Raw genomic sequence first — 24635 nt, forward strand, 5'->3', positions numbered from 1 at the left:
GACCCGCGTCCCCCACATTCGGAGATTTTTTTCTGATGGAGCCGAATTTTGACCTGTTCGGTCAGCCGGTTCGTGAGGGCTTCGGTAACCGCGGCCGTCCGCCGTATGAGCCGACCGAAAAAGATCGCAACAAAGTCAAGCTCTTGATGGCGCTTGGCTGGGTCAACAGCCGGATCGCCAACGCGATCGGCGTCTCGCCGGCGACGTTGAAGCGGTATTTTAGAGCCGACATGAAAGAGCGCGATGCGATGCGAGATCGGCTCGATGCCAGGCGGTTTGAGATCGCCCTCGAACAGGCCAATGCGGGCAACGTCACGGCGCTGCGGGAACTCGGCGCCATGATCGATCGGAACGACCGCATGACGATCGAAACGTCGATGGGCAAAGGCAGCGACGCGCCGCCGACATCGAGCGAGAAAGTAGGAAAGAAGATGATCGACGAGCAGCGCGCCCACGCCGCCGATGCCGATCTGATGGCCGAGCTCGAAAGCGAAGCGGCCGCCCAGAATGCTCGACACTGAGGCGCTGCCGCGGTTCGCATGCCCCGACTGGTGGGAGCGCATCAAGGCCGGGCAGACGCCGATGGCCGATGTCCCGCTCAACCAGGAGAAGGCCGCGAAGGCGCTGGCTTTCTTCAACCGGCTCAAGCTGCCGGACGTGCCTGGCAATCCGCCGCTGTCGGAGGCCTGCGGCGAATGGTTCCGCGAGATCCTGTGCGCATTCCTGGCAAGCGAGGATCCGGAGACCAAGCGGCGTCTGGTGTGGGAACTGCTTTGCATGGTTCCCAAGAAGAATTCGAAGACGACCTATGTCGCTGCGCTCGGCCTGACAGCGCTGTTCATGGAGGAAGCGCCGAACCGGCAGATGCTGATCGTAGCGCCAAGCCAGAATATTTCGGAGAGATGCTTCGAACAGGCGCAGGGCATGATCAGGCTGGACGCGCGGCTAGACGCCATTTTCAAGGTGCAGGATCACCTGAAATGTATCGAGCGCCGCAAGACCGGCACGCAACTCAACGTCAAGACCTTCGATACATCGATCATCACGGGCGAAATCCCGATCCTGACGATCATCGATGAGGTTCATGAACTGGGCAAGAAAGCCAAGGCTGCCGCCGTCATGCAGCAGATCCGTGGCGGCGGCATCACCATGCAGGGCGGCCAGTTGCTGATGATCACCACACAGTCGGATGAGCAGCCGGCCGGCATCTGGAAAACGGAACTCGACAAGGCGCGCAAGATCAGGGACGGGAAAGGCGGCAGCGAACCTATCCTGCTTCCTGTCCTCTACGAATTCCCGCCCGAGCAGCAGCGCGACCAAGGCTTCTGGCGCAACCAGCGCCACTGGAAATACCTGTTGCCGAACATCGGCCGCTCGATCGACCCACAACGTCTGATCGCGGACTATGAGAACAACGGCTCGGCGACGGCGGAAACCGAGCAGATATGGGCCAGCCAGCATCTCAACATCGAGATCGGTGTTGGCCTCGCTGGTGACGGCTGGCGCGGTGCTGAGTATTGGGAGCAGTGCGCCGACGAGACGCTGACTCTAGAATCGCTGCTCGCGCGTTCCGAAGTGGCAGTCGTGGGCGCCGACGGCGGCGGCCTTGACGACCTTTTCGGCATCTGCGTTATCGGTCGCGAGAAGGTCACGCGCCGCTGGCTGGTCTGGACGCATGCTTTCGCACATCCGAACGTGCTGAAGATCCGCAAGGAGATTGCGCCTCGGCTTCTGGATTTCAAGGCAGAGGGCTCGCTGACCCTCTGTGAGGTCTCTGAGTACATCGAAAAGATCGCCGAGATCGCCGCCCGGGTGCGCGACGCAGGCCTGATGCCGGAAAAGAATGCCGTCGGCTTCGACCCCAACAACATCGCCGCCTTCGTCGACGCGCTTGCCCTTAAGCAGATCATTGGCCTGATGCTGCATCGCCTTCGTCAGGGTCCGGCACTCTCGCCCGCTCTCTGGGGCCTTGAACACAAACTCAGCGACAACACGATCAGCCACGACGGCTCGGCAATGATGGCTTGGTCGGTGGGCAACGTGAAGATCGAGGTTAAGGGCAACGGCAACATGGCGACCAAACAGGCCGCCGGCCGGACCAAGATCGACCCGGTGATCGCCATGCTTTGCGCAGCGATCCTGATGAGCTGGAACCCCGAGGCGTCGCCAGACGGCAACATGGGCGACTACTTCAAATCCCTGGCAGGTGCCGCTTGAATATACTTCGCAAGATGGCCGATATCGTTGTGCGCTCGCTCACGGTGCGGGCACCTGACGGATGGTATCCTACTGGCCAGATCGGCGATGCCGGCGAGCCCGTGACGGGAAACAGCGCGCTCGCGCTCTCGGCCGTCTGGGCTTGCGTCAATCTCCTCTCCGGCACGATCTCCTCCTTGCCGCTCATGGTCTATCGGACCAGCGCAGGCGGCACGCGGACCGTAGCGAAGGATCATCCGCTTTACCGGATCTTGCACGACAGTCCGAATTTCGATCAGACAGCCGTCGACTTCTGGGATTTCATCGCGGCTTCCGTCGAACTGTGGGGCAATGGTTACGCGCGCGTCGTCCGTGAGGGTGCCAGGATCGTGTCGATCGTGCCGATCCGCCCAGACCTCGTCTCTGTTCGCCGGCTCGCCAATGGCACGCTCGAATACAGATGGTCCTTTGAAGGCAACGCTTTCGTTGAGACGGATCAGACGATGCTGCACATTCGCGGACCTGGCGGCGATCCGCTTGGCGGCATGTCGACGCTGCACTTCGGTCGGCATGCCTTCTCGCTTGCAAGGGCGACCGACAAGGCTGCCGGAAAGACGTTTGCCAACGGCCTGCGACCCTCCGGCGGCCTCAAGTTCGATAAATGGCTGACCGACCCGCAGCGCAAGATCGCCGAAGAGAAGCTGGCCGACAAGATCGGCTCCGACAACGCTGGAAAACCGCTGATCCTCGAAGGCGGTACAGACTGGGTGCAATTCACTCTCAACCCGGAAGACGCGCAGATGCTAGAATCGCGCGGGTTTTCGGTCGAGGAAATCTGCCGTTTCTTCGGCGTTCCACCGGTCATGATCGGTCACACGTCGAAAACCACCAGCTGGCCGACAGGTGTGGAGCAGCAGGGCCTGATCCTGCAGAAATTCACGCTGCGCCGCCGTCTCAAGCGCATTGAGCAGGCATTGGAGCAACAATTGCTGACGCCGCAGGACCGCGCCGCGGGCGTGACGATTGAATTCAGCATCGAAGGCCTTTTGCGCGCCGACAGCGCCGGTCGCTCGGCCTTCTACCGCGAGATGACGTCGATCGGTGCCATGACCATCAACGAGGTCCGGGGGCTGGAAAACCTGCCGAAGGTTGAGGGCGGCGATGTGCCGCGAATGCAGATGCAGAACGTGCCCATCACCGCAACGCCAGACGAAAAGCCCCTGATCGGAGGTCCGAAATGAAAACCAAGGATTTCGCCCTGCAGGTGAAGGATCTGTCCGAGGACGGCACTTTCGAGGGCTACGGCTCAGTGTTCGGCAACGTCGATGTCTACGGCGAAAAGGTCATGCCGGGTGCGTTCGTCGAGAGCCTGGCGCGCCACAAGCGCGAGGGATCGAGTGTCCTCATGCTGTGGAACCACGATTCCTATCAGCCGATCGGCGTCTGGGACGATCTTGCCGAGGACGCCAAGGGTTTGTGGGGCAAGGGGCGCTTTCTGCTAGACATCCAGAAGGCACGCGAGGTCCATACGCTTGCAAAGGCCAAGGCGATCGGCGGCCTGTCGATCGGCTACCGCGAGACCGACACCGACCAGGATGGCGCGGTTAGGCTTCTCAAGAAGCTCGACCTCTACGAGATCAGCCCCGTGACGTTCCCCGCGAACCGGCGGGCCCGGATCGAATCCGTTAAGTCTGAGCGCATGGAGGAGTTCGCCCGTCGCATCCGCGATGGCGAGCCTCCGCCCATCAAAGAATTCGAGGATCTCCTGCGCGAGGCAGGGGTCCCGAAGGCCATGGCTGTACAGATCGCCTCTGTCGGTTATGCAAAGGCCATTCGGAGTGAGTCCGAGGGCGAGAAGGCGAACGACCAGGCCGAGCGGTTCCTGCAAATGCTGAAGCTCGGCTGAAGCCCTTAACCTCCACAGGAGACCGATATGAACATCAACCACCGCATTGTGGCGGGTGGCATCGCCGCGCTTGTTGCCGGCATGGCCTACTCCCGCTTCGCTCCGCGCATCGCATTCGACAAGCCCAACGACGGCGGCGTTGACATCGAGGCCTTGGCCAAGGACGTCACCGCAAAATTCCAGAAGTCTTTCGACGACGTCAAGGCCATCGCCGAAAAGGCGGTCGCCGACGCCAAAAAGGGCATCGACATGACCGAGGCCGAAAAGGCCAAGGCTGACGAGACGCTGACCAAAATGAACGGACTGCAGGCTCAAGTCACCGAGATCGAACAGAAGCTGGCGCGATCGAAGGGCGGCAAGGACGACGAGCCGAAGAAGACGATCGGCGAGATGCTGACCGAGAGCGAAGACTACAAGGCATGGCAGGAAAGCGGCTTCTCCAAGAGCGGCCGCGGCGCCGACATTCGCATCAAGACCACTTTGACGTCGGCGACGACGAATGCTGCCGGTTCCGTGGGCGATGCCATCGACAGTACGCGCCTGCCTGGCATCCTGCCGCTGCCGCAGCGCCGGCTGACTGTCCGTGATCTTCTCTCCGAAGGCCGCATGGACGGGAACACGCTGGAGTATGTCAAGGAAACCGGCTTCACCAACAATGCCGCTCCGGTCGCTGAAGCTGCGAGCAAGCCGGAATCGGATATCCAGTTCGACCTGCTCACGACCTCGGCCAAGGTCATCGCCCATTGGACCAAGGCATCCAAGCAGGTGCTCTCCGACATCAGCCAGCTGCGCTCGTTGATCGACCAGCGGCTGCTCTACGGCCTGGCCTATGTCGAGGAAGCGCAGTTGCTGAAGGGCGACGGCACCGGCCAGAACCTCAACGGCATCATCCCGCAGGCCACCGCCTACGCGGCGCCGATCTCGCTCGCTGACATCAACATCATGGATGTGCTTCGGCTGGCGATGCTGCAAGCGGCTCTCGCCGAGTATCCGGCCACCGGTCACGTCATGCACCCGACCGACTGGGCCGGCATCGAGACGCTGAAGGATAGCCAGGGCCGCTACATCATCGGCAACCCGCAGGGTACGACCGGACCGACCCTCTGGGGCCTGCCTGTGGTGGCGACGCAGGCCATGACGGTTCGCAAGTTCCTGACCGGCGCCTTCAAGCTCGGCGCCCAGGTGTTCGACCGCTGGGATGCGCGCGTCGAGACGGGTTACGTCAATGACGACTTCATCAAGAACCTGGTGACGGTGCTTGCCGAAGAGCGTCTGGCGTTGGCCGTTTATCGGCCCGAGGCCTTCATCTACGGCGACTTCGACACCGCGCTCGCTGCCTGACGGCGTTCGGCTCAGTAAGGCGGGCGGCATCGTTGCCGCCCGCCCTCCGAACCGAAGGAGAGCAAGCAATGTCCATCATGAAATACCGCGTCATCCGCGAACACGGTGCCTTCGCTGAAGGCGATATCCGGGAGGCCGACGAGGCCTCCGTCGCACACCTGGTCGGAAAGTCCCTGGCCCCAATTGGCCCGGCAAACGCGCCGCCCACGAAGTCCGAGCCATGTCCCAAAAATAAGGCCGAAGCCGCCGCCCCGGCGAACAAGGCCGCAACCGGCAAGAAGGCCAAGGCGAAAGCCTGATCCCGACGGCCACCAACGGCGCGCGCGCCATCACAGGAGAGCACTATCATGAAGCGTTACAAAGTATCGGTCACCACCGACGGCGCCGGCAACGCCATCGCCTATACGCCTCGCCTTTCCGGCGAAATCCACGAGATCGAATACATCAAAGATGGAGGCGCCAATCCGTTCGCCAACGGCGTCGATTTCACGATTACCTCGGAAGCGACAGGCAAGACACTCTGGGCAGAGGCCGACGTCAACGCATCGGCGTCTCGCGCGACTCGTGTCCCGACCCATTCCACGGCTGGGGTGGCCGCATTATACGCTGCGGCCGGCACCGCGGTTCAGGCACGGCCCGGCGTGGCGAATGACCGCGTCAAGATCAGCATTGCGCAGGGCGGCGCAACGAAGGTCGGCGTCTTCCACGTCCTGGTTGACTGATTATGCTCGCGCCTGTCCGCACCGAAGCTCCGCAAGAAACGCCCGTCTCGCTCGACGAGGTGAAGCTGCATTGTCGCGTCGACTTCGATGATGACGACGTCCTTCTGGAGGCGTTTATCGGTGCGGCCACGGCGCATCTCGAAAAGGTGCTCGACATCGCCGTCATTACCCAGTCCTGGCGTCAGGATTTCGGCAGCTTCAGCTGTCTGCGGCTGCCGAAGGATCCTGTGCAGGAAGATGGTTTGATTGTCGAATATCGGGACACGGAAAACCGGCCGCAAACCCTTCCTGGTTCATCCTATCGTCTGCTCGTCGACAGCCTCGGCCCTTATGTTGCGGTAGAGCCCGGCCAAAACTGGCCTGCTGTTTACAATCGCCTGGATGCCGTTTCGGTGTCCTTCATCGCAGGGACGGCCGTGGACGAAGTTCCGCCGGCCCTCAAGGCAGCAATCCTCCTGCATGTCGGGCACCTCTATCAGAACCGCGAAGCCGTCACGGTCGACGCCGCCTCGAATTTCCTGCCGCTTGGCTACGAAACGCTTCTATGGCTCTTCAAAAAGCCTGGCGTGTGACAACCCTCTCACCCGGAGACCTCTCATGACCGACCTTGCCATCACCGCGACGCTGGTTGTCGCAGGCGCGAACGCCGTCACCGACACCGGCACCGCTGGCGAAGCTATCGCCGCGGGTAAAGAGATTTACCTCTCCAGCACCACGAAAAAGCTGATGCTGGCCGATTCCAACTCGGCGACTGTCGAAGCACGCAAGGCAATCGGAACGGCGCTGAACGGCGGCGCGCTCGATCAGCCGATCAAGTATCAGAAGGCTGGCGATCTCGTCATCGGTGCCGCCTTGACGCCTGGCGTGCCATATTTTCTTTCCGATACGCCGGGCGGCATCTGTCCGATCGCCGATGTCGGTTCGGGCGAGTATGTCTGCATGGTCGGCATCGCAAAATCGGCCTCGGTGCTGACGCTCGACTACCAGTTCCCCAACGTCGCGAACTGACATGTGGGTGCGCTTCACGGGTGACTTCGACTTTTCGCCGGCCGCGCTCGGCGGCCGGTCGACCACGGCCTATCGCGCCGGGATGGAGTTGAACGTCACCCGCGAATGCGCCGACCTGGCTGTCGCCAAGGGCAAGGCTGTCAGGGGCAGGAAGCCGCGCAAGGGCGCGCCGTTCGTGGAGCAGGCCGATGCCGAAGCCGACAGGCGGTAAGCTCATCGAACGCGTGGCGTTCGATCTGAAGGGTACGGCTCAGGATGGCGCCGGCGGGACCACGACAGCGTTCACCGAGCAGTTCCAGTGCCGCGCCGGCTACATCCATCTGCGCGGTGGCGAGGGTGTCCAGGCAGCGCGCCTTCAGGGACAGCATCCGCAAGTCATTCAGGTGCGCTCATCGCTGCTGACACGCGGCGTCACCACCGATTGGCGAATCCGGGATGTGCGCTCCGGCGCTGTCTTCAACATCCGTGACATCACGCCCGGGCTCGATCGGCTGTTCATCGATTTCCTGTGCCAGAAGGGTGTGGCGGTCTGATGCAGATCAAGGGCAAGGATAAGTTCCTGGCGCAGATCGCGGCGCTGCCGCAGGCGATGCGCGAAGAAATCACCAAGGCGCTGACCATTTCGGCGGAAGAGACGACGGATCTCATGAAGCGCTTCGCACCGAAGCGTTCCGGCCGGCTCGCCGCGTCCATCGGCTACGCCTTCGGCGAGGCGCCGAAAGGCACTTCACTCAGCACCGCAGCCAACGCGCGCGCGGCTAAGTCTGAAACGGGGCTCTCCGTCACCATGTATGCAGGCGGCGGCGAGGCGTTTTACGCCCGCTTCCAAGAGTTTGGCACCGTCAAGATGTCAGCCAACCCGTTCTTCTATCCCGGTTTTCGCTTCGGCAAAAACCGCGCCAAGGCAAGGCTTGGCCGCGCCATTCGCAACGGCGCGAAAAAGGCCTTCAACAAATGATCGGCGCCGAAGTCCAGAAGGCCATCTTCGCCGCACTGAACGGCGCCACGCTGGCCGGCGCCAACGTCTTCGACCAGGTGCCGTCGAGCGATCCATTCCCGCGCATCACGATTGGCGATGAGCAGGTACTTGACGACGGCAACACCTGCCAGGACGGATGGGAGGTATTTTCGGACGTCCATTGCTGGTCGCGGCCGGATGCCGGTTCGAAAGTCGAGGTCAAGACGCTCGCCGGCGAAGTTGTCACCGCCGTTCGGTCGATAGCCGCGATTGCCGGCTTCTCGCTGGTGTCGATCGAGCATCAGACCACACGCGTGTTCCGCGATCCGGACGGCCTCACCGAACACGCCGTCGTTTCCTTCCGGGCTCTTATCGACCCGGCCTAACCGGCCCGGACGGGCAATCAACCAAGGAGAACCATCATGACCGCTGTGCCTCGCGTTACCGGGTCGAAGCTGCTCGTCCAGATCGGCAACGGCGCTGACCCCGAAGTTTTCGACCACGACTGCCTGATCAACACCAAGCGTGGTGTGCAGTTCAGTTCCGAAACGACGGACACCATCATGCCGGATTGCGACAATCCCGAGGATCCGGCGTGGAAGTCGGTGTCGAAGGATGGATTGCAGGCCACAATCTCCGGCGCCGGCATGCTCTACGCCGCCTCGCTCGGCGAATGGTGGGACTGGTACAACAGCGACGATTCCAAGAACGTCCGCTTCAACGTGACGACCGCCGGCTACTGGCAGGGCGCGTTCAAGCTCACCCAGTTCGAAGTGACCGCCGACGGCAACAAGGACACCGCCACCTCCACGGTAACGATGGTGTCGGACGGCGCGGTCGCCTGGACCGCCGCCTGATGAACCGCCACGGCGCCATCGACATCGAATGGGCGGGTGGATCACACACCTTCCGCCTCGGCCTCGACCAGATCGAGGAACTGGAAGCAGCCGTCGACATGTCGATCTTCGTGCTCCATGCGGCCATGAGCGCGGATTTGCCATTCGCGCGCGTCAAGCATTACTCCGAGACCATCCGGCTCGGCTTGATGGGTGGCGGCATGAAGCCGATCGAGGCGCGGGTTCTGGTCAGGCGCTATGTCGACGAGCGGCCGTTGGGCGAAAGCGTCGCGCTCGGCCAGGTCATTCTGCGCGCCGCGATGGAGCGGGTGCATTCGGCGACCCTGGAGGATGACGAACCGGGGGAACAGCAGGCGCCGAAGTCAAACGCCTCGACTTCGGCGCCATCCGTGGCAATGCCGTCCTGATGAACGTCGGCAATGTCGGCGATCTGTCGATCGGCCAGTGGGTTGCCGTTGTCAGGCTGTGGAACGAAGCCCATGCACCGGCTGATGCCGTTGCCCCGCCGTCAGTCAAAGAGTTTGAAATGGCGGTTTCGAGGGCCAGAGCGCTTCACTAGGGTTTCTTGAGCGCTTCAAAAAGCTGGCTGGCCGAAGTATAGGTGTTGATCTCGGTCACTTGGTATAGGTCGCTGATGTCCCATCCAGCCGTAGAGCATGACCTCAGACGCGCGCCACGCAAAGTTTTAGCCATGTTCGACAGAAGCTCGCCCGGCTTCTGCTCCCCTATAAAGAGAGAAACGTGGTCATTGTCGACAAGTGTCACCCTATAATCAGAATAGCCGCTCGGTTTATCGTCAAGTAGCTGAGTCTTAGAGACGTAGAGGTTCTCTGCTTCACTACAGAGAATGATGAAGCTTGCATGGGCAGTTTCGCCGGGCTTCAGATTGCTGATCGCTCTCAAGCCCGCTGCGGTGCGCAACTCCAATTCAGTCGTATCGAATTTGAATTGTGCCATTGCCGGGCTTGGCAAAATTGCTGCAGCGCAGATTAACCAAATAACAGATTTGGGCACGGTGAACTCCTATGGCGATCGAAGCCGAGCGGTTGCTCGCGATCTTTGAAGCGAAGTTCGATGCGCTTGACAAGGCCTTGGCCAAGTCGCGAGCGAATGCAGGCGTGTCGTTCGCCGGCATCGAAGCCGATGGCACGCGTGTCGAGAATGCATTGTCTCGGATCGGAGCGCGCGGAACGCCCGGCATCGACCGTGCGGCAAAATCCATCCAGAACACCCGCCTCCAGACCAGCAACCTGGCAGCCCAGCTGAATGATATCGGCGTGCAGCTGGCCGGCGGCCAGTCGCCGTTCCTGATCGCCATCCAGCAGGGAACCCAGATCAACCAGGCGCTCGGTTCGGCCGGCGCTAGGGGCGCCGTCACCGCTCTTGGTGGCGCCTTCGCTTCTCTGATCAATCCTGTCGGGCTGGCTACGATCGCCATCATCACCTTGGGCGGCGCGGCCATCCAGTATTTTGCCAGCGTGTTTTCCGGCGGCGAGAAATCGGCCGAGACGCTGCAGAAAGAAGCGAGCCTCATTCAAGAGGTGGCGGCCAAGTGGGGCGATGCGCTTCCCGGCATCAAGGCCTATGCCGAAGAGCGGGCGCGGCTCGCCGCTCAGGCCAATGTGCAGTTTGCCGCACAGGCGGTGATCGAAGGCTCTTTCGAAGGGGCAAGGAAAGGGATTAACGACGTCCGCTCCGATCTCGGACAACTGATCGACGATCTCACCACGATGGGCGGCAAGGAAGCCGACGTCGGCAAGCTGCAGGCGGCGTTTACCATTCTGGACGGCAAGGTTGCCGACCAGACCGCGACCGCCGAAGATGCCAAGGTGGTTCAAGCCGCCCTGGCCGACATTCAGGTCAGCACCGGCATTCCTGCGGCCAATGCCCTCGCCGAAGCGTTCGGCAATCTGGCCGTGGCGATCGGCACCGCATCCGCCGCGGCCGAAAAGGCGCGCGTCGACGCGGCGCAGGCCGCGCAGGTGCTTTCGCCGCTCGGCACCGTTCCGCCGGTCTTCAGCGGCGGCGGCGCATTTCAGGATGAGAGCCAGGTCCAGAACGACCGCGCCAACGCGGCCAAGTCGCAGTTCCAGATCGAACAGGAAAAGGCCGCGCGGGCCGCGCGCAGCCCCGCCCGCCAGCGCCTGACCGCAGACGACAAGATCGACGAGGATATCCAGGCAATCCGCGACCGCACCGCGGCACTTCAGCAGGAAGCGTCGATGATCGGCCTTTCCTTCGAAGAGCAGCAGAAGCGCAAGGTCGCGCTCGACCTCGAGCAGACGGCGCTGAAGCAGCTGCGCGAGGAGGCGCTGAAAAAGGGCCAGACCGACGTTTCGGCGATCCAGCTTTCGCCGCAGCAGGTTGCCTCGATCAATGCGGTTGCCGAAGCCTATGCCCAGCAGGCGCAGCAGCTGAAGGATGCCCGTGAGGAACAGGCCTTGCAGCGCGATGTCCTGCAGGGCGCCTTCAGCGACCTGCGTTCGGCGCTCGACGATGGCAAGCTGGAGTGGAAAGACCTTGGCGACATCGCCATCAATGCGCTCGACCGCATCATCGACAAGATCGAGAACGATTTGATCGATGCCATCCTGCAGGCCAACGGCGCGGCGAGCAGCGGCGGCAGCGTCGGCATTCTCGGCAGCCTGCTCGGCGCCATTGGGCTTGGCGGTAGCGGCTCCAGCGGCGGTGGCGGCATTCCGTGGGCCGATGACACGTTCCGCGCCGGCGGCGGGCCAGTGCAGGCGGGCAAGGCCTATATCGTCGGCGAGAAGAGGCCCGAAGTGTTCATCCCCGGCCAGTCGGGCATGATCCATGCGAGCGTTCCTTCCGTTCAGTCGGCCGGCGCCGGTGGCGCTTCCGTCATCAGCCCGGTCTTCGCGCCGACCATCCATATGGACGGCGGCCAGGGCGATTCGGGTGAACAGGTCACATCCGCGCTGAAGAAATTCGAAAAGGAATTCACCGGCCGCGTGGTGAAGGCCATCCGCGAGGCGAAGACGACGGGTCTGATGAAATGACAGCCATCGCCCTGCCCGCCGTAGGCTTCCAGCACGCCTATCCGCAACTCGTGGAATCGGTCTCGGTTTCGCGCTCCGGCACGCGCGCCATGGCGTTTGTCGAGTATGCGGACAGCTACTGGACCATCCAGATGCGCACGAAGCCGCTGAAGGCTTCGGAACGGCTGCTGGTCGAGGCCTTCAAGGATGCCAGCCGCGGCGGGTTGCAGACGGTGCTCTACACGCCCAAGCATATGTGCATCCCGCGCGCCTATTGGGGCAATGCGGGAGCTGCCGCTCTGGCGAATGCCGGCAACCTGGTCTCGATCACCGGCAACTCGCTGGTCATCAACAGCGTCGACAATGGCCTGACGCTTGGCGCCGGCGATCTGATCTCGGCGACGACGGGGGATTACAACGCGCTGTTTCGCATCCAGACCGGCGGTGTAGCCGCGGGCAACGCGATCACCGTCACCGTCGAGCCGAGCGTGCCGGCCTACATCACGGCCGGCGCTGTGATGACCTTCAAGAACCCTGTCGCCAACATGCGCGTCATGCCGGGGTCGTTCTCGATCCCCGACGAACCGAAGCCTGTCGCGACCTTCACCCTGGTCGAGATTCCGAAATGAGCTTCCCCACGCGTCTGCAGACGGTCCTTTCCGAAGGCCGCGCCGTCATCCGCTCAGGCATCAAGATCGTGTGCACGACGGGCACCTATGGCTTCTGGAACGGCAAGGGCGACATCACGGTCGCCGGGCTGGTCTATTGGCCGAACGCGCTGATCAGCGTCTCCGAGCCGGTCTATGGCCTTGGCACTGCCGCATCGACCTTCACCGTCGAACTGATCGCCAAGCGCGATTCCGGCCTGACGCCCGACAAGCTGCTGCTGATCGAGAGCGAAGGCTACAAGGATGCGCCGGTCACCGTGTTCGACTTCTACTTCGATCCCGACGACCGTTCGTTCCTGCATGCGGAGCCCGGCGCTTACGGCTTCATCGACACGATCGACCATTCCCGTGACAATGGCGAAAAGAAGCTGATCGCCAATGTCCGCTCCGGCGCCATCGCCAATCATCGCGACGGCTACCGCACCGCCAGCCACGAAGACCAGCAGCTCGTTTCACCCGGCGACATGTTCTTTCAGTACGCCTCCAAGGTGAAGCACGAGACCTTCGACATCAAGTTCGACTGAGGCAATCCCCACATGCTGTCATTGACCCGGTTGCCAGACTGGGACCGCCGCCTTGCGCGCCTGGTTCCGGGGATCGCCGCCACGCCCGGCGTCTGGGGGCAGTCAGACTGTTTGCTGACGGCCGCCGCCGGCGTCGAGGCCGTCACGGGTATCGACATCATGGCTCCGTGGCGCGGCCGCTACAAGAGCGCCGCCGGCGCTGCCAAGCTGATGCGTAAGGAAGGCTGCACTGACGTCGAGGCGGTCTTCCGCGACTTCTTCGGCTTTCCCGAGATCGGCCGGCTGATGGCGCAGCGTGGCGATGTCGGCGTGGTCGACCAGGGTGGTATGATCTGCGCCGGCTTCATGTGCGACCTCGGCTTTCTGGCCCGCACCGAAACCGGCCGCATCATCCTGCCGCAGTCGGCCATCAAGACCGCCTTCAAGGTCGGCTAGACCGTGGGCTTCCTTGTCCCGCTCTTCACGACCGTTCTCGGCGCGGTCGGCCTTGGTGGCGCCGCTTCGTGGCTTGGCGGCTCGACGCTGCTTGCCGGCCTGGCGCGCTTTGGCCTCGGGCTCGCGGCGAAATACGCCCTGGGTTCGATTTTCGGCGGCGGTCAGCAGACGCAGGCGCAAGCTTCGCAGCTCGACACCACGTACGGCGAGGATCTGGCGCGGTCCGTTGCCATGGGCAAGGTCGGCACGGCCGGCCAACTGGTCTATCGAAACGCCTACAGCTCCGGCAACCGGCGCGTTCAGGACGTCCGGATCCTCTCGCACTTCCGCATCACCGGCATCACCCGGGTGCGCTACAAGGGTGAATGGAAGACGCTCGGCGGCACCGAGGATGCGACCAAGGGGTTTCGCATCCAGAGCATCGACGCTGAGGTCTGGGTCAAGCTTTACATCGGCACCATGACACAGACGGCCGATGCCGGCCTGATCGCAAAATCCAACCCGCTCGGCCGCTGGACGTCGGATCACCGTGGCGCGGGCATCGCTTATGCGGTCGTCACCAGCATCCTCGACCGCGAGCACCTTCAGCAGCCGTGGGATGCGTTCTTCGAAATAGAGGGCGCCCCGCTTTATGACTGGCGTAAGGATACGACGGTCGGCGGCTCCGGCTCGCACCGGTGGAATAACCAGGACACATGGGAGTTCACTGAAAATCCGCATGTGATGGCCTATGCATTGGAGCGCGGCATCTTCAACGGCACGGAAATGATGGTCGGCAAGGGTGCGCCGGCTTCGCGCCTGCCGCTCGACATGTGGACCCTCGCCGCGAACATCAGCGACGAAACGGTCGGCGCGGGCAAGCGCTACACGGCGGGCCTGATCGCGGCTGCCGGATCCGGCGTCACCCACGACCAGAACCTGCAGCCGCTGCTCGAGGCGAGTGCGTCGACCTGGGTCGAGGATGCCTCGGGTGAGTTCCCTATCGCCGGCGCTGCGCAGTCGATCGTCATGACCTTCACCGACGACGACATCATGGTCGACGAGACCTTCCGTTTCTCGACCAAGCGCACCAAGTCGGAGCTGATCAACACGCTGGCCGGCACCTATCTCGAGCCGGACAATTTCTATGAGCAGACGCCGATGGCCATCCGCGTTGATGGGCCTGCCGTTGCTGAGGATGGCGAGCGCCTGGCGGTGTCGGTGCCCTATAGTGCCGTCAACCGCACCGAAGTCGCCGATCGCCTGGCCGACATCGCCTTCAAGGCGAGCCGGTTTCAGGGCAACGGCGAAATCTGCATTCATCCCAAATACCTGGATGAGGCCAAGGTTGGGCGCTGGGCACTTTGGGATTCTGTTGAACATGGTCCGCGCAAGTTTGCGATGCTGGACAAGAGGCTCGGACCTCTCGGCGAAAAGGCGGCCAGGAACATCTATCTGTCGCTGCAGGAAGTCGATGACACCATCTTCGACCCGACCGCCTATGTCACAGTCCCTGTCGTTCCGGTGGCGCCTGGCGATCCCGACTATGCCGTTTCCGCCAGCAACTTCATTGCCGTCGGCATCCAGATCCAGGTTCAGGGTTCCGACGAGCGCAAGACAGGTATCCAGTTCATCTGGGACGCCTTCGACGACAACACGGTCGCGTCGATCGATATCGAATATCGGCCCGAAGCCGTCGGCGTCACGGTGTCGATCGCCAACCCGGCCGTCATCACCTGGCCGAACCACAATCTTTCGGCCAACGACATCTTCTACATCGCCACGACGGGCGCCCTGCCCACGGGGATGACGGCCGACAGCCCGATGTACGTCAAGACGGTGCTGACGCCGGGCACGTTCACCGCATCGCTGACGCCGGGTGGCGCGGCGATCATCACCACGGGCGCGCAATCAGGCATCCATGGCGGCTACGTCAACAGCATCGTCAAGCGCGCCGAGATGCCGGTCCAGACGCTCACGACGACGGAAGGCGTGCTGCCGAACAAGACCTACGACTACCGTCACCGGATCATCGCCAACCCGCCGCGCGCCACCTTCTTCACGGCCTGGGCGCAGGTGTCGACGCCGGGCGAGGTGATCGACGTATCGGTCGGCCTCGCTCAGTTGCAGGCTGACACGATTGCGTTCCTCACAAGCATGTCGGCGAGCCTTCAGGAGGATCGCGACAAGCTCGCCCAACTGGCGGCTGCTGCGATGGATGCTGCCGGCCGGACCGTCGCCGACAACGCTGTGGCGCGCCGTTTCCGTGACGCAAGCGCGGCCGCATTCCTCGAACTCGACGCCACTATCGACGATATCGACGGGGTCTTGTCGGCTCAGGCCTCAGCGATTCTGGGTGTGCAGGCATCCGTGGGCGACTTGTCGGCTGGAGGCCTGTTCAGGATACGGGCGGAGGTTGGCAGCGGCGATGTCGTGGTCAGGCTGGTCCAAGAGATCAGGGCGACAGTCGGCGACGTCTGGGTTTCCAGCGGCTTCTACATGGAGGCCGGCTTCACAGGCGGCAATCCGCTGGCGCCATTCTCTCGGATCATGCTGAAGGCCAATCAGATCCTGTTCACCGACGGCACGACATCGGCAACCCCGATCACGATCGAGGGCGGCGCTTTGAAGTCGCTGATCGCCAATCTGGGCACAGTCACGGCCGGCCTGCTTCAGAGCGCTGACGGATCGGTCAAACTCGACCTCAATGCTGGCGTTTTCTCGATCTCGGTGCCCTGATGCCAAAGCTAGCCATCGGCCGCCGCGGCAGCGTCCCCTTCGCCAAGATCATGAAGAGCAACAGCGACGACCCTCTGACCGTGCCCAACACGGATACCGGGAAATTCTACTTCAATTCGGAAAACCAGAAGGTCGGCTACATCAGGGACATCTTCGCCGTAGAACCTGATTTTGTGACCTACAGCCCTTCTGGCGGAACGGGCCTGTCGCCCAATTTCTACTTCATCCCGTCAGGATCGAACAAGAACACCTGCCAGATCATGATCAAGAGCTGGCAAAACGCCGGCCATAATTTCCAGCGACGGCTCTATTTCCAGGAGTTCTTCACCGCCCAATACGGGATTGCGTTCTTTCCCCTCGTCGAAACCAGGGCGGCGCTGGACTACACCACGACCAAGTACCGTGGCCCTTGGGTCGATCTCTTCACCGGCTCAACCACAGACAAGGGGCAGGTGTATTCCTACATAGGTTCTACCAGCCGGGCGATGATTGAGATCGATTCCGGCTTCGGCGGTCCCGCGGCTCGCAATCGCCCCTGTATTACGACGCCGTCTCTGACGAACAACTCGGGTGAGTCCGACCCGATCAAGAGGGTCCTCGTCACCGTCTTTGATCTGCCTATGCGAGACGACGCGATACCGGACAATTCAGCCGCTCCCGTCTCTGGGCAGGAAGTCGTCCGCATCGACAAGCAATCTTCGGGGATCGCGCGCGTCGCGCTGCCCGGCCGCACAGTCACCGACCCCGACCCGAACCACTTCATCCTGCACGAGAACAGGATCCCGGCGAAGGTCATGGCGACCGGGCAGGTTACGGTCGGCGCTTTCGCGACCGTCAACATCACCACCCGCATGCCGTTGAGCGACGTCACCTATATGGATTTCATCTCGAAGAAGACGAGCGAGGCGACGTTCTGGCATCCGCCCTACATCGACAGCATCAGCGCTCACGGCAATGATTTCACTTATACGATGTCAGGCTCGACACTGACGATCGTCAGCAACTGCGATGTCTCGATGGACATCATCTACGTCGTCTATGCCGACACCGGGGACGCGCACACCACCGGCGGCAAGAAAATCTTTCTCAAGAGCAATGACGGCATAGGCGATTTCATCCAGATCAAACGGCCGGGCTCTTCAGACCTGGCGCCCAATCTCAACGACATCATGGTCGACACTCGCCTGACCTATCTGCCGATCCTGGCAGAAGGCTTTTTGAACTGGACGTCGGATTTTCCCAATGTGATGTCGGGCAGTAACCGCTTCAAAGGCGTCCGCATGGGCAACATCACCGTTCCCAATCCGGACGGTCTCTTGTTATTCCCCAAGGTCGGCGCGGTCTACAATCTGCCGATCGCATCCGACTACAATGAGCCGTCCGCCATTTGGGGCGAGCATGCCGTTTTCGTCAACGACGCGTCGTGGGCGGGGCAGACCGCGGGCTATTCGATCTGGGCAAATATCCTGTCCCCGACGAGCATCGATCTCTACGCATCGAACGGCAATCCCTACACGATCGTGGGCGGCGCGTCGTCTTATGATGCGAGCCTAAAAGGGGTCCGCTACTACATCCTCGGCCTTCCCCCAAGCCTTTAGGGAAACCACTCATGACATCGATCTACAACACCGGCACGGTCACCGTGACGAATGGCAGCGCCGCGGTTGTCGGCACTGGAACGGCTTGGGCTGTTGCCTTGGTCACCGGCGGCACCCTGAACATCGAGGCGGCCGGCAATCCAATGCCGATCTTGTCGGTGACGGACAACACGCACCTGACCGGCGCGGTGAAATGGACCGGCGCCAGCGGCACGTACAGCTATGCCATCGTGCGGGAGGACTCAGCCGCCGCAAACATCGTCGACCTTTACGACAAGCTGACCCGCGTGCTTGTCCAGTTGTCGTTGGCCGGCATCACGCCGAACAACTCTGGAACGCTGGCCAAGCGCAACGCGCTGGCCCTTGGCGCAGGCGATGACAACTATCTGTTCCTGCATGCCGAGATTGGCGTCGCCTTTGCCTTCTACCGCTGGGACGGGCCTTCGCTGGCTTGGGTGGGACCATTCCCGGTTGCTAATGCCGTTGCAGCCGGTGGCGTGTCGAGCATTGCGGCGGGCACTGGCATCGCAATAAACAATGCGAACCCGGCCATTCCGGTGATCAGTTCTACTCTGCCGGCAACGCCTAGCACATGGTCTGCGGTTCAGACCTTCTCGGCCATACCTGTATTGTCGGGAGGCGGTGTCAAATTTCCGGCCACACAGATCCCAAGCGCTGACGCCAACACGTTGGATGATTACGAGGAAGGGACTTGGACGCCGGCTCTCACGTTCGTTACGCAGGGTAATCTTGCGGTGACGTATGGCGGGCAAACAGGCACGTATGTGAAGGTTGGCAAGATGGTCTCGTTCAGCTTTCTGCTGATTGCCAGCACTTTCACGTTTACCACAGCGGCGGGGGCACTTCAGATCACGGGGCTTCCGTTCGGCACAGCGGGAAATTTTGTGGGTGCCGGCGCCGTGTTGATGCAGGGCTATACGAAGGCCAACTTCACTACTCTGTTGCTGGAGACAGGCACAAACGGTCAGCAACTACTCTACTTAATGGCTTGCGGCAGCGGCCAGTCGCGAGGCGAATTGGCGGCGGCTGACATTCCGTCGGGCACATCAAAGGCAATCTACGGCTCCGGAACTTACAACGCATCCTAGAGGAATTGACAATGCAAAAGGAAATTCTGCTCGACCAAGTAACATTGTGCGCTGACGGATCAGTTGGCATTAAGCTGTTCAAGCGGGTGCTGAACGATGACGGAAGCGTCCTATTTTCCGAACCTCATCGCACCTCTGTTGATGTGCTGGTCGAAGTCAATGATCAGGTTGCATTGGTAAATTCGCACCTGGAGCAGATGGGGTTTCCCCATGTGCCTGATAGCGCCACCGCCATGGTGACAAAACTTGTAAAGTTGCATCGCGCCGATCCTGCCGTGAAAGCCCGGCGCGAATTGGTGAAGTCCAACCGCTCGGCTCTTGCTGCGCAAGTGGCGTCAGGCTGATCTGCCCTCAGGAAAAAGACCCTTGTCCTGCTCTCAGTTGCCCTGCTTCGCCCACTCGACGCCCGAAGAGAGATCGTCTCTCGGCATCGTTGACCCCAAGATCACGATGCCCGCAACGAACACCAAGGCCGTGAAGGCGACATATAACAGGTTGCGGGCCGGTGAGGTCAATTGGGCGTTCCCTTCGGATGAAGCTAGCACTTTACGAGCCCAGGCAGACTATCGCAAGTGGGCCACGAATGATCACAGACCCAGGCGCCGGCCATGGCGATTGACCTTTGCAGTAGGCTTCAGCGGCGTCCAGCTCGGGCTGGTACGGAGCTCGTAGGGGAATGCCTGTCAGTTCGGCAACCATCGGGGAGACCGCCCACTGGTACTCCCAATTAGAATCGTTGAATCCATGTGTTGCGGTCGGGATAGGAACGCCCGCGTCTGATCTCCGGCCTTCGCCGGCTAGCGTTTTCATATCTGAGAAGTTAGGCTGTTCCTCCAGCCGGGAAGCCACGCGAACCGCCAGGTTGTGGTCCCTTACCCCGACCCGCAACTGATCGATGAATATCTGATTGTCCACGGCGATGAACGAAAAGACGATCAGCCCGAGGGCTAAAACATAGACCTGCCTCGGAATGAAATTCTGGACAAGCAGGGCGACAACGGCAACACCGGCCCAGATCACGCCAATGCTTGCCATGACGCGGGACGGCAACCAGATAACGGTGAAAAACAGAGGGATGCCCAGCATGGCAAGCCCCGCGATAGTTGGGGTGACCACGACCACCGCGCTGGCAAGGGCAGAGTTGCCAAGTTGGTTTGTCGGACGCCTGAGCAGTTCGAAGACCGTAGCGCCGATGAAGAGCCAGGGGATGATCAGGATAGCTTTCGGCACCAACTGGTTACCATAGATGGTCCCTGTCACGAAGTGCCCAACAAGCAGTTTGACGCCCCATGTCCTCAAGCGCTCCGGTACTTCGCCTAGGGAGATCGGGATTGAGAACGGATGCGGTGGCAGTCCGTGCGTGGCGATTTTCAGGCAAACCACATAGATGGCAAAACCGGCCGCGACCGTTACGATCCTTGCATAGAAGGATCGATCCCGCAGGGAGTAGGCGAGCGGCACATCGTTGCTGAGAAGGCCGCGGATGACCCGCAAAGCCAAGTCGAAACAGATAAAGATCGAAATGTAGTTCAAGGGCACCTGATAGAACATAAGGGCCGCCGAGAAAACCAGCGCCGACACCAGCAGTCTTGCAGGGCTGATCTGCGATATCAGTATTGCTGCCGCGCCCAAGGCGAAGGCCAGAATGTGGTATATCGCGATGTTGCGGAAGGTGATGATTTCGGACGTATAGGGGTGTGCGGCGATGATGACCAGCAGCATGGCTCTGATCACATTCGGGAGATCGTTGCTCCAGAGCCTAAGGATAGCGTTGGCCGCCCACACAGACAGGAACACTGAGGCGACGACCGTGATTAGCGGCCCCCGCATTGGGTCGTAGCCTATGAAGTCGAACGCCTTTGACAGCCAGTATGTGCCGAAGCGGCCTTCATCCACCAGCCTTGGCGCGACCCACTGGAAGCCCTGAATGAACACCCGATAGTCATCAACCGAGTAGGTAAACGCGAACGCTGCCTGAGCCCTGGCCAGCGCCACGAGCGCCAAAGCGATCAGGAACGAACGTCGCTCATCAGGTTTGATAAGAAGTTCGGAGAAAATAGAGGGACGCGGATCAGTCATGGGTGGTGCGTCTAAGGCCGCCACCAGATTTGTCAATCGCCCGGAAGAAACCAACTCGTCCGCCCACTAGCCAGATGCGTTACCCGTATCCACTCACCCTCTTTAGGTTCCCGGCCTAGCGGTATCTTCACCGGTACCCAGGCTTTCACGGCTTCAACATCGCTGCCTGCCTGAGCCTCGGCGCGCTTCACGGCTTTGCCGTCGCGCATCAATTCGACTGTGAAATTCCCCATCGGCCCGCTCTCTCCCCGGTGCCGACCATAGCCAATCAACCATCGAAAGGAAGACCCATGGCCGCTACACGCGAAAAGGAATCGCTTGCCAAGGTGCTGGTGCACGAAGGCGGCTATGTGAACCATCCGTCCGACCCTGGCGGCCCGACGAACAAAGGCGTGACGCAGCGCGTTTACGATGCCTACCGAAAGGGCAAGAGCCTTCCCAAGCGCTCAGTCAAGAACATCACCATGGACGAGGTCGGCGAGATCTATGACCGCCAGTATTGGGACGCGGTCAAGGGTGATCTGCTGCCGGCCGGCGTAGACTATGTTGTGTTCGACGGCGGCGTGAACTCCGGCCCCGGCCGCTCGATCATGTGGCTGCAGCAGGCGCTCAGGCCCGTCTACACCGGCGCCATCGACGGCGTCATGGGTATAGGCACGATCGCCGCCCTGAAGGCGATCAACAACAACGATGCGCTGATCGACAGGATCTGCGATGCGCGCATGAATTTCCTGCGCCATCTCGGCACCTTCCCGACCTTCGGCAAAGGCTGGACGGCGCGTGTTGCCGAGGTTCGGGCGATCGGCAAGGCATGGGCGACCGGCGAAACGCCACGGGCGGCCAGCTTTGCCGACGGCGGACAGGCAAAGGCGCTGGTCGAGGATGCCAAGGCCGCGCCGTCGACCGCGCCGGCCGACGCGGCGATCGGCGCCGGCGGCGGCGGCCTCGGCGTCTCCGGCACCCTGCAGGGCCTTCAGGAGCAGCTTTCGCCGCTATCCTATGCCAGCGAGTGGATCACCAGGATTGTCGTGATCCTGGCACTGATCAGCGCGCTGCTGCTTTTCGGCGGCGCTGCCTATCGCTGGTACACCAGCCGCAAGGCAAAGCGGCTTGCAGAAGCGCTTGGCGCGACGCCGGCATGACCTGGCTCATCACCCTCGTCGCCGGCTTCGCCGGTGTCCCCCGCCCGCTGGCCGGCGTCATCGCATGGGCCGTCCTGGCCGTCGCCGTCTCCGGCGCCGCCCTCAGCGGCTACGAACTCATCAAGCATTGGGGCGCCGACGAGGTCCGCGCCAAGATTGAGAAGGAGAATACCGATGCGATTCACAAGGGCATTGACGCTCGCATGTCTCTTGACGAGTGCCTTGACGCTGGCGGCGTGTACGACTTCCGGCGTCAGCGGTGTGACGCCGCTACGACAGGCCCTCGGTAACAGCCTCGCCGGGGCGCAGGGCAAGACGGTCGCCGATCAAAACAAGATTGATCGCACCATGGCGCCGGGCTGCGCCGTGAAGCTCTATACGGCGGCCGAGTGCGACCGTCACACCAAGGCGAGCGCCGCGCGCCGCGCCGAATTGAAATAGCAGCGCATTCAGAAGGGCCACGGGCAGTGAACGAGGAAACCGAGATGCCGAACGCTTCAGAGAAGATAGCCGACAATGTCCTACTCCTTGCCGTGGCTCGGGTGTCGATGGCGCTGGCGCTGCCGACCATTGGGCTGATCGTCTTTTTCGGGTCACAATGGCTGGATGGGCGCATCGATGCCGTGACGAAAACGGCGGACCAGGCGAACGCCGTAGCGGTCAAGGCCAATGACGTAGCGGCAAAAGTCAATGATCGGCTGATCGCCGTCGAGACCAAGCAGGTGCAGGACATGGCCGCGAACGAGCGTTTCCAGAGCGGAACGCTGACCAGGCTCGATCGCGTGCAAGACAGCATCGTCGGCCTGTCGAATGCCGTTGCTGCCCTGACAGCGACGCTTCAGGCGGTCGCCGAAGAGCGAAACCGGTCACCCCCGCCGCGCTGACCATTTTCCCGACGCCAGCAATATGATCGCCCGCCGTGCCGAAAGGTGCGGCGTGCGTTTTTCGTTTCAGGCTACGCCTTGATGCTAGGCGCCGGCGGCTTCACCACTGACTGCAGCTGCAATCGCTCGACCGTGGCGACGATCGCAGCGGAGATCGCTCCCGCCTCGTCCATCAGCTCCGGGCCATAAAGCCCGTTGACCATCTCTTCACTGGGCAGCACGCCGGGCGGGCAGTGTTCCTCGATCGTACGCCTGATCAGGGTCAGCGCGCCCGGCATTCGTCCGCTTCGATCTTCATCAACGATTTCCACATTCAATTTCGCTAAAATGCAACCAAACCGTCCACCGCGCCTTGTCAGGCAGTTGGAGTATCGAGTGCATGGGTAACGCCGCAGACCGGCTGAGGTTCATCAAGCCGCAGGAACCCGTCCTGGTGCTGGAACCGCCCGTCAGCGACGACTGGATCCATGAAATCAAATATGACGGCTATCGCACCCAGATCATTCTCGATTGGGCGGGCGCGCGCGCCATCACTCGCACTGGCATCGACTGGTCGAAGCGCTACTGGCCTATCGTCACTGCGGCAGAGCAACTGAAAGCCAAATCCTTCATCCTGGATGGCGAGGTGATTGCGCCCGAGCCGGACGGACGGCCGAACTTCCACGCCATGCATTCGCGCATGGCATGGAACGCCGAGCTGCTGGCCTTCGTGGCGTTCGATATCCTGTGTCTGAACGGCGAGGATCTGCGCCCGCGGCCGGCGATCGAGCGCAAGGCAATCCTGTGGGACCTGATCGAGCCGGCGCAAGGGATTATCCAGTACAGCCAGCACGTCGAGGGCGGCGGAGCCGAGTTTTTCGACGCCGCCGAACGAATGGGCCTCGAGGGGATTGTGTCCAAGCGCCGGGAAAGCCCCTACCGCAGCGGCGCCAAGGATGATTCCTGGCTGAAGATCAAATGCTGGGACATCGCCGAGCTTGACCTGATCGGCGTCAAACGGAAAACCGGTGAATGGACCGAGGGGCTGTTCGCGCGAGACGGCAAATATGTCGGGAAGGCCGTGATCGCCACAACTGATGCGATAAAGGACCGACTGTGGAAACGCGTGCAGAAGGCCAAGGCAGCGCCGCCGAACGGCGTTCCCACGGCGCAGATCACGCCTGACGTCGAATGGGTCAAGCCCGGCATCAAGGCGAGCGTCAGGACGTTGCGCGGCGAGCCAAAGCTGCGTCATGCATCCGTGCAGGGTTTCCTCGACGAAGGCTGATAGGTCTTGACCGCGCCTGGGAATTTGTTCTTATTCCGTTCTCATGGAGATAGAGACGATCGGCGACGCCTGGACGCACGGTGTGAGGCTCACCGCACGGTGCGTTTGGGGCAATCGTGAAGGATTGAAAACGATCCGGGTTTGCAATGCACGTTTCGAACTGGATGTTTACACCTTGCTTTGGACCCGTGGCCGGGCCTTCCCGATCGCCATGCTGTCCAGCC

31 protein-coding genes are annotated in these 24635 nt (G+C 61.7%); 28 read left to right on the forward strand and 3 right to left on the reverse strand.

Annotation, left to right across the window (positions count from 1 at the left end; translation table 11 throughout):
• Positions 1-35 precede the first annotated feature (35 nt).
• From NKI21_RS24990 to NKI21_RS25060, 15 genes are all read left to right on the forward strand, one after another.
• Positions 36-521: an AraC family transcriptional regulator gene (locus tag NKI21_RS24990; protein WP_352867825.1), complete on the forward strand. Its 486-nt coding sequence runs from the start codon at positions 36-38 to the stop codon at positions 519-521.
• Positions 508-2217, forward strand: coding sequence for a terminase TerL endonuclease subunit (locus NKI21_RS24995; protein ID WP_352867828.1), 1710 nt, complete (start codon positions 508-510; stop codon positions 2215-2217). The genes NKI21_RS24990 and NKI21_RS24995 overlap by 14 nt, the downstream gene beginning before the upstream one ends.
• A gap of 14 nt (positions 2218-2231) precedes the next feature.
• Positions 2232-3437 carry a phage portal protein gene (locus NKI21_RS25000; RefSeq protein ID WP_352867832.1) on the forward strand — a complete coding sequence of 402 codons (1206 nt, stop codon included), beginning with the start codon at positions 2232-2234 and terminating at the stop codon, positions 3435-3437.
• Positions 3434-4102, forward strand: a complete 669-nt coding sequence (locus NKI21_RS25005) for an HK97 family phage prohead protease (protein WP_352867835.1) — start codon at positions 3434-3436, stop codon at positions 4100-4102. The genes NKI21_RS25000 and NKI21_RS25005 overlap by 4 nt, the downstream gene beginning before the upstream one ends.
• A 27-nt stretch (positions 4103-4129) precedes the next feature.
• A complete protein-coding gene (locus NKI21_RS25010; RefSeq protein WP_352867838.1) occupies positions 4130-5443 on the forward strand; it encodes a phage major capsid protein in 1314 nt (437 codons plus the stop codon).
• A 68-nt stretch (positions 5444-5511) separates the two neighbouring features.
• Complete coding sequence (locus NKI21_RS25015; protein ID WP_352867841.1) at positions 5512-5742, forward strand: hypothetical protein; 231 nt, start codon at positions 5512-5514, stop codon at positions 5740-5742.
• A 48-nt stretch (positions 5743-5790) separates the two neighbouring features.
• Entirely contained in the window at positions 5791-6165 is a 375-nt protein-coding gene (locus NKI21_RS25020) for a hypothetical protein (RefSeq protein WP_352867843.1), read from the forward strand.
• Positions 6166-6167: 2 nt separating this feature from the next.
• Complete coding sequence (locus NKI21_RS25025; protein WP_352867846.1) at positions 6168-6737, forward strand: head-tail connector protein; 570 nt, start codon at positions 6168-6170, stop codon at positions 6735-6737.
• Positions 6738-6762: 25 nt separating this feature from the next.
• The gene (locus tag NKI21_RS25030; protein ID WP_352867849.1) at positions 6763-7173 is read left to right on the forward strand and encodes a hypothetical protein; all 411 of its coding nucleotides are present in this window, start codon (positions 6763-6765) and stop codon (positions 7171-7173) included.
• Between the two features lies 1 nt (position 7174).
• The gene (locus NKI21_RS25035) at positions 7175-7384 is read left to right on the forward strand and encodes a hypothetical protein (RefSeq protein WP_352867853.1); all 210 of its coding nucleotides are present in this window, start codon (positions 7175-7177) and stop codon (positions 7382-7384) included.
• Positions 7362-7706 (forward strand): head-tail adaptor protein, encoded by a 345-nt coding sequence (locus NKI21_RS25040; RefSeq protein ID WP_352867856.1) that lies wholly within the window; start codon positions 7362-7364, stop codon positions 7704-7706. The genes NKI21_RS25035 and NKI21_RS25040 overlap by 23 nt, the downstream gene beginning before the upstream one ends.
• Positions 7706-8131 carry an HK97-gp10 family putative phage morphogenesis protein gene (locus NKI21_RS25045; protein ID WP_352867859.1) on the forward strand — a complete coding sequence of 142 codons (426 nt, stop codon included), beginning with the start codon at positions 7706-7708 and terminating at the stop codon, positions 8129-8131. The genes NKI21_RS25040 and NKI21_RS25045 overlap by 1 nt, the downstream gene beginning before the upstream one ends.
• Positions 8128-8517 carry a DUF3168 domain-containing protein gene (locus NKI21_RS25050; RefSeq protein ID WP_352867862.1) on the forward strand — a complete coding sequence of 130 codons (390 nt, stop codon included), beginning with the start codon at positions 8128-8130 and terminating at the stop codon, positions 8515-8517. The genes NKI21_RS25045 and NKI21_RS25050 overlap by 4 nt, the downstream gene beginning before the upstream one ends.
• A gap of 36 nt (positions 8518-8553) precedes the next feature.
• Positions 8554-8988 (forward strand): phage tail tube protein, encoded by a 435-nt coding sequence (locus tag NKI21_RS25055; protein WP_352867865.1) that lies wholly within the window; start codon positions 8554-8556, stop codon positions 8986-8988.
• Positions 8988-9395 (forward strand): gene transfer agent family protein, encoded by a 408-nt coding sequence (locus NKI21_RS25060; protein ID WP_352867867.1) that lies wholly within the window; start codon positions 8988-8990, stop codon positions 9393-9395. Before NKI21_RS25055 ends, NKI21_RS25060 begins: the two co-directional genes overlap by 1 nt.
• Before the next feature lie 148 nt (positions 9396-9543).
• Here NKI21_RS25060 and NKI21_RS25065 read toward each other — a convergent pair whose 3' ends face one another.
• Positions 9544-10002, reverse strand: a complete 459-nt coding sequence (locus NKI21_RS25065; RefSeq protein WP_352867870.1) for a hypothetical protein — start codon at positions 10000-10002, stop codon at positions 9544-9546.
• Positions 10003-10013: 11 nt separating this feature from the next.
• Here NKI21_RS25065 and NKI21_RS25070 point away from each other — a divergent pair, with 11 nt between their 5' ends.
• The 8 genes from NKI21_RS25070 to NKI21_RS25105 are packed head-to-tail and all read left to right on the forward strand — an operon-like array spanning position 10014 to position 19383.
• On the forward strand, positions 10014-12008 hold the full coding sequence (locus NKI21_RS25070) for a phage tail length tape measure family protein (RefSeq protein WP_352867872.1): 1995 nt from the start codon (positions 10014-10016) through the stop codon (positions 12006-12008).
• Positions 12005-12616, forward strand: a complete 612-nt coding sequence (locus tag NKI21_RS25075) for a hypothetical protein (RefSeq protein ID WP_352867875.1) — start codon at positions 12005-12007, stop codon at positions 12614-12616. The genes NKI21_RS25070 and NKI21_RS25075 overlap by 4 nt, the downstream gene beginning before the upstream one ends.
• Positions 12613-13179 (forward strand): hypothetical protein, encoded by a 567-nt coding sequence (locus tag NKI21_RS25080; RefSeq protein WP_352867878.1) that lies wholly within the window; start codon positions 12613-12615, stop codon positions 13177-13179. Before NKI21_RS25075 ends, NKI21_RS25080 begins: the two co-directional genes overlap by 4 nt.
• Positions 13180-13191: 12 nt before the next feature.
• Positions 13192-13614: a DUF6950 family protein gene (locus NKI21_RS25085; protein ID WP_352867880.1), complete on the forward strand. Its 423-nt coding sequence runs from the start codon at positions 13192-13194 to the stop codon at positions 13612-13614.
• Between the two features lie 3 nt (positions 13615-13617).
• Positions 13618-16332 (forward strand): phage tail protein, encoded by a 2715-nt coding sequence (locus NKI21_RS25090; RefSeq protein WP_352867883.1) that lies wholly within the window; start codon positions 13618-13620, stop codon positions 16330-16332.
• Positions 16332-17930: a hypothetical protein gene (locus tag NKI21_RS25095; RefSeq protein WP_352867886.1), complete on the forward strand. Its 1599-nt coding sequence runs from the start codon at positions 16332-16334 to the stop codon at positions 17928-17930. The genes NKI21_RS25090 and NKI21_RS25095 overlap by 1 nt, the downstream gene beginning before the upstream one ends.
• 11 nt (positions 17931-17941) lie before the next feature.
• Positions 17942-19039, forward strand: coding sequence for a hypothetical protein (locus NKI21_RS25100; protein ID WP_352867889.1), 1098 nt, complete (start codon positions 17942-17944; stop codon positions 19037-19039).
• An 11-nt stretch (positions 19040-19050) separates the two neighbouring features.
• Positions 19051-19383, forward strand: a complete 333-nt coding sequence (locus NKI21_RS25105) for a hypothetical protein (RefSeq protein WP_352867891.1) — start codon at positions 19051-19053, stop codon at positions 19381-19383.
• 202 nt (positions 19384-19585) lie between these two features.
• Here NKI21_RS25105 and NKI21_RS25110 read toward each other — a convergent pair whose 3' ends face one another.
• A complete protein-coding gene (locus NKI21_RS25110) occupies positions 19586-21118 on the reverse strand; it encodes a hypothetical protein (protein WP_352867894.1) in 1533 nt (510 codons plus the stop codon).
• Positions 21119-21408: 290 nt separating this feature from the next.
• Here NKI21_RS25110 and NKI21_RS25115 point away from each other — a divergent pair, with 290 nt between their 5' ends.
• The 4 genes from NKI21_RS25115 to NKI21_RS25130 are packed head-to-tail and all read left to right on the forward strand — an operon-like array spanning position 21409 to position 23144.
• Positions 21409-22260, forward strand: a complete 852-nt coding sequence (locus NKI21_RS25115) for a glycoside hydrolase family 108 protein (RefSeq protein WP_352867895.1) — start codon at positions 21409-21411, stop codon at positions 22258-22260.
• Positions 22257-22550, forward strand: coding sequence for a hypothetical protein (locus NKI21_RS25120; protein WP_352867898.1), 294 nt, complete (start codon positions 22257-22259; stop codon positions 22548-22550). Before NKI21_RS25115 ends, NKI21_RS25120 begins: the two co-directional genes overlap by 4 nt.
• A complete protein-coding gene (locus tag NKI21_RS25125) occupies positions 22522-22701 on the forward strand; it encodes a hypothetical protein (protein WP_352867900.1) in 180 nt (59 codons plus the stop codon). Before NKI21_RS25120 ends, NKI21_RS25125 begins: the two co-directional genes overlap by 29 nt.
• A gap of 44 nt (positions 22702-22745) precedes the next feature.
• Positions 22746-23144, forward strand: coding sequence for a hypothetical protein (locus tag NKI21_RS25130; RefSeq protein ID WP_352867903.1), 399 nt, complete (start codon positions 22746-22748; stop codon positions 23142-23144).
• Positions 23145-23215: 71 nt separating this feature from the next.
• Here NKI21_RS25130 and NKI21_RS25135 read toward each other — a convergent pair whose 3' ends face one another.
• Complete coding sequence (locus NKI21_RS25135) at positions 23216-23455, reverse strand: hypothetical protein (RefSeq protein WP_352867906.1); 240 nt, start codon at positions 23453-23455, stop codon at positions 23216-23218.
• A 68-nt stretch (positions 23456-23523) separates the two neighbouring features.
• Here NKI21_RS25135 and NKI21_RS25140 point away from each other — a divergent pair, with 68 nt between their 5' ends.
• On the forward strand, positions 23524-24411 hold the full coding sequence (locus tag NKI21_RS25140; RefSeq protein ID WP_352867910.1) for an ATP-dependent DNA ligase: 888 nt from the start codon (positions 23524-23526) through the stop codon (positions 24409-24411).
• The last annotated feature ends 224 nt before the right edge of the window (positions 24412-24635 follow it).

This window comes from Mesorhizobium sp. M0715, assembly GCF_040320355.1.
Classification (GTDB): domain Bacteria; phylum Pseudomonadota; class Alphaproteobacteria; order Rhizobiales; family Rhizobiaceae; genus Mesorhizobium.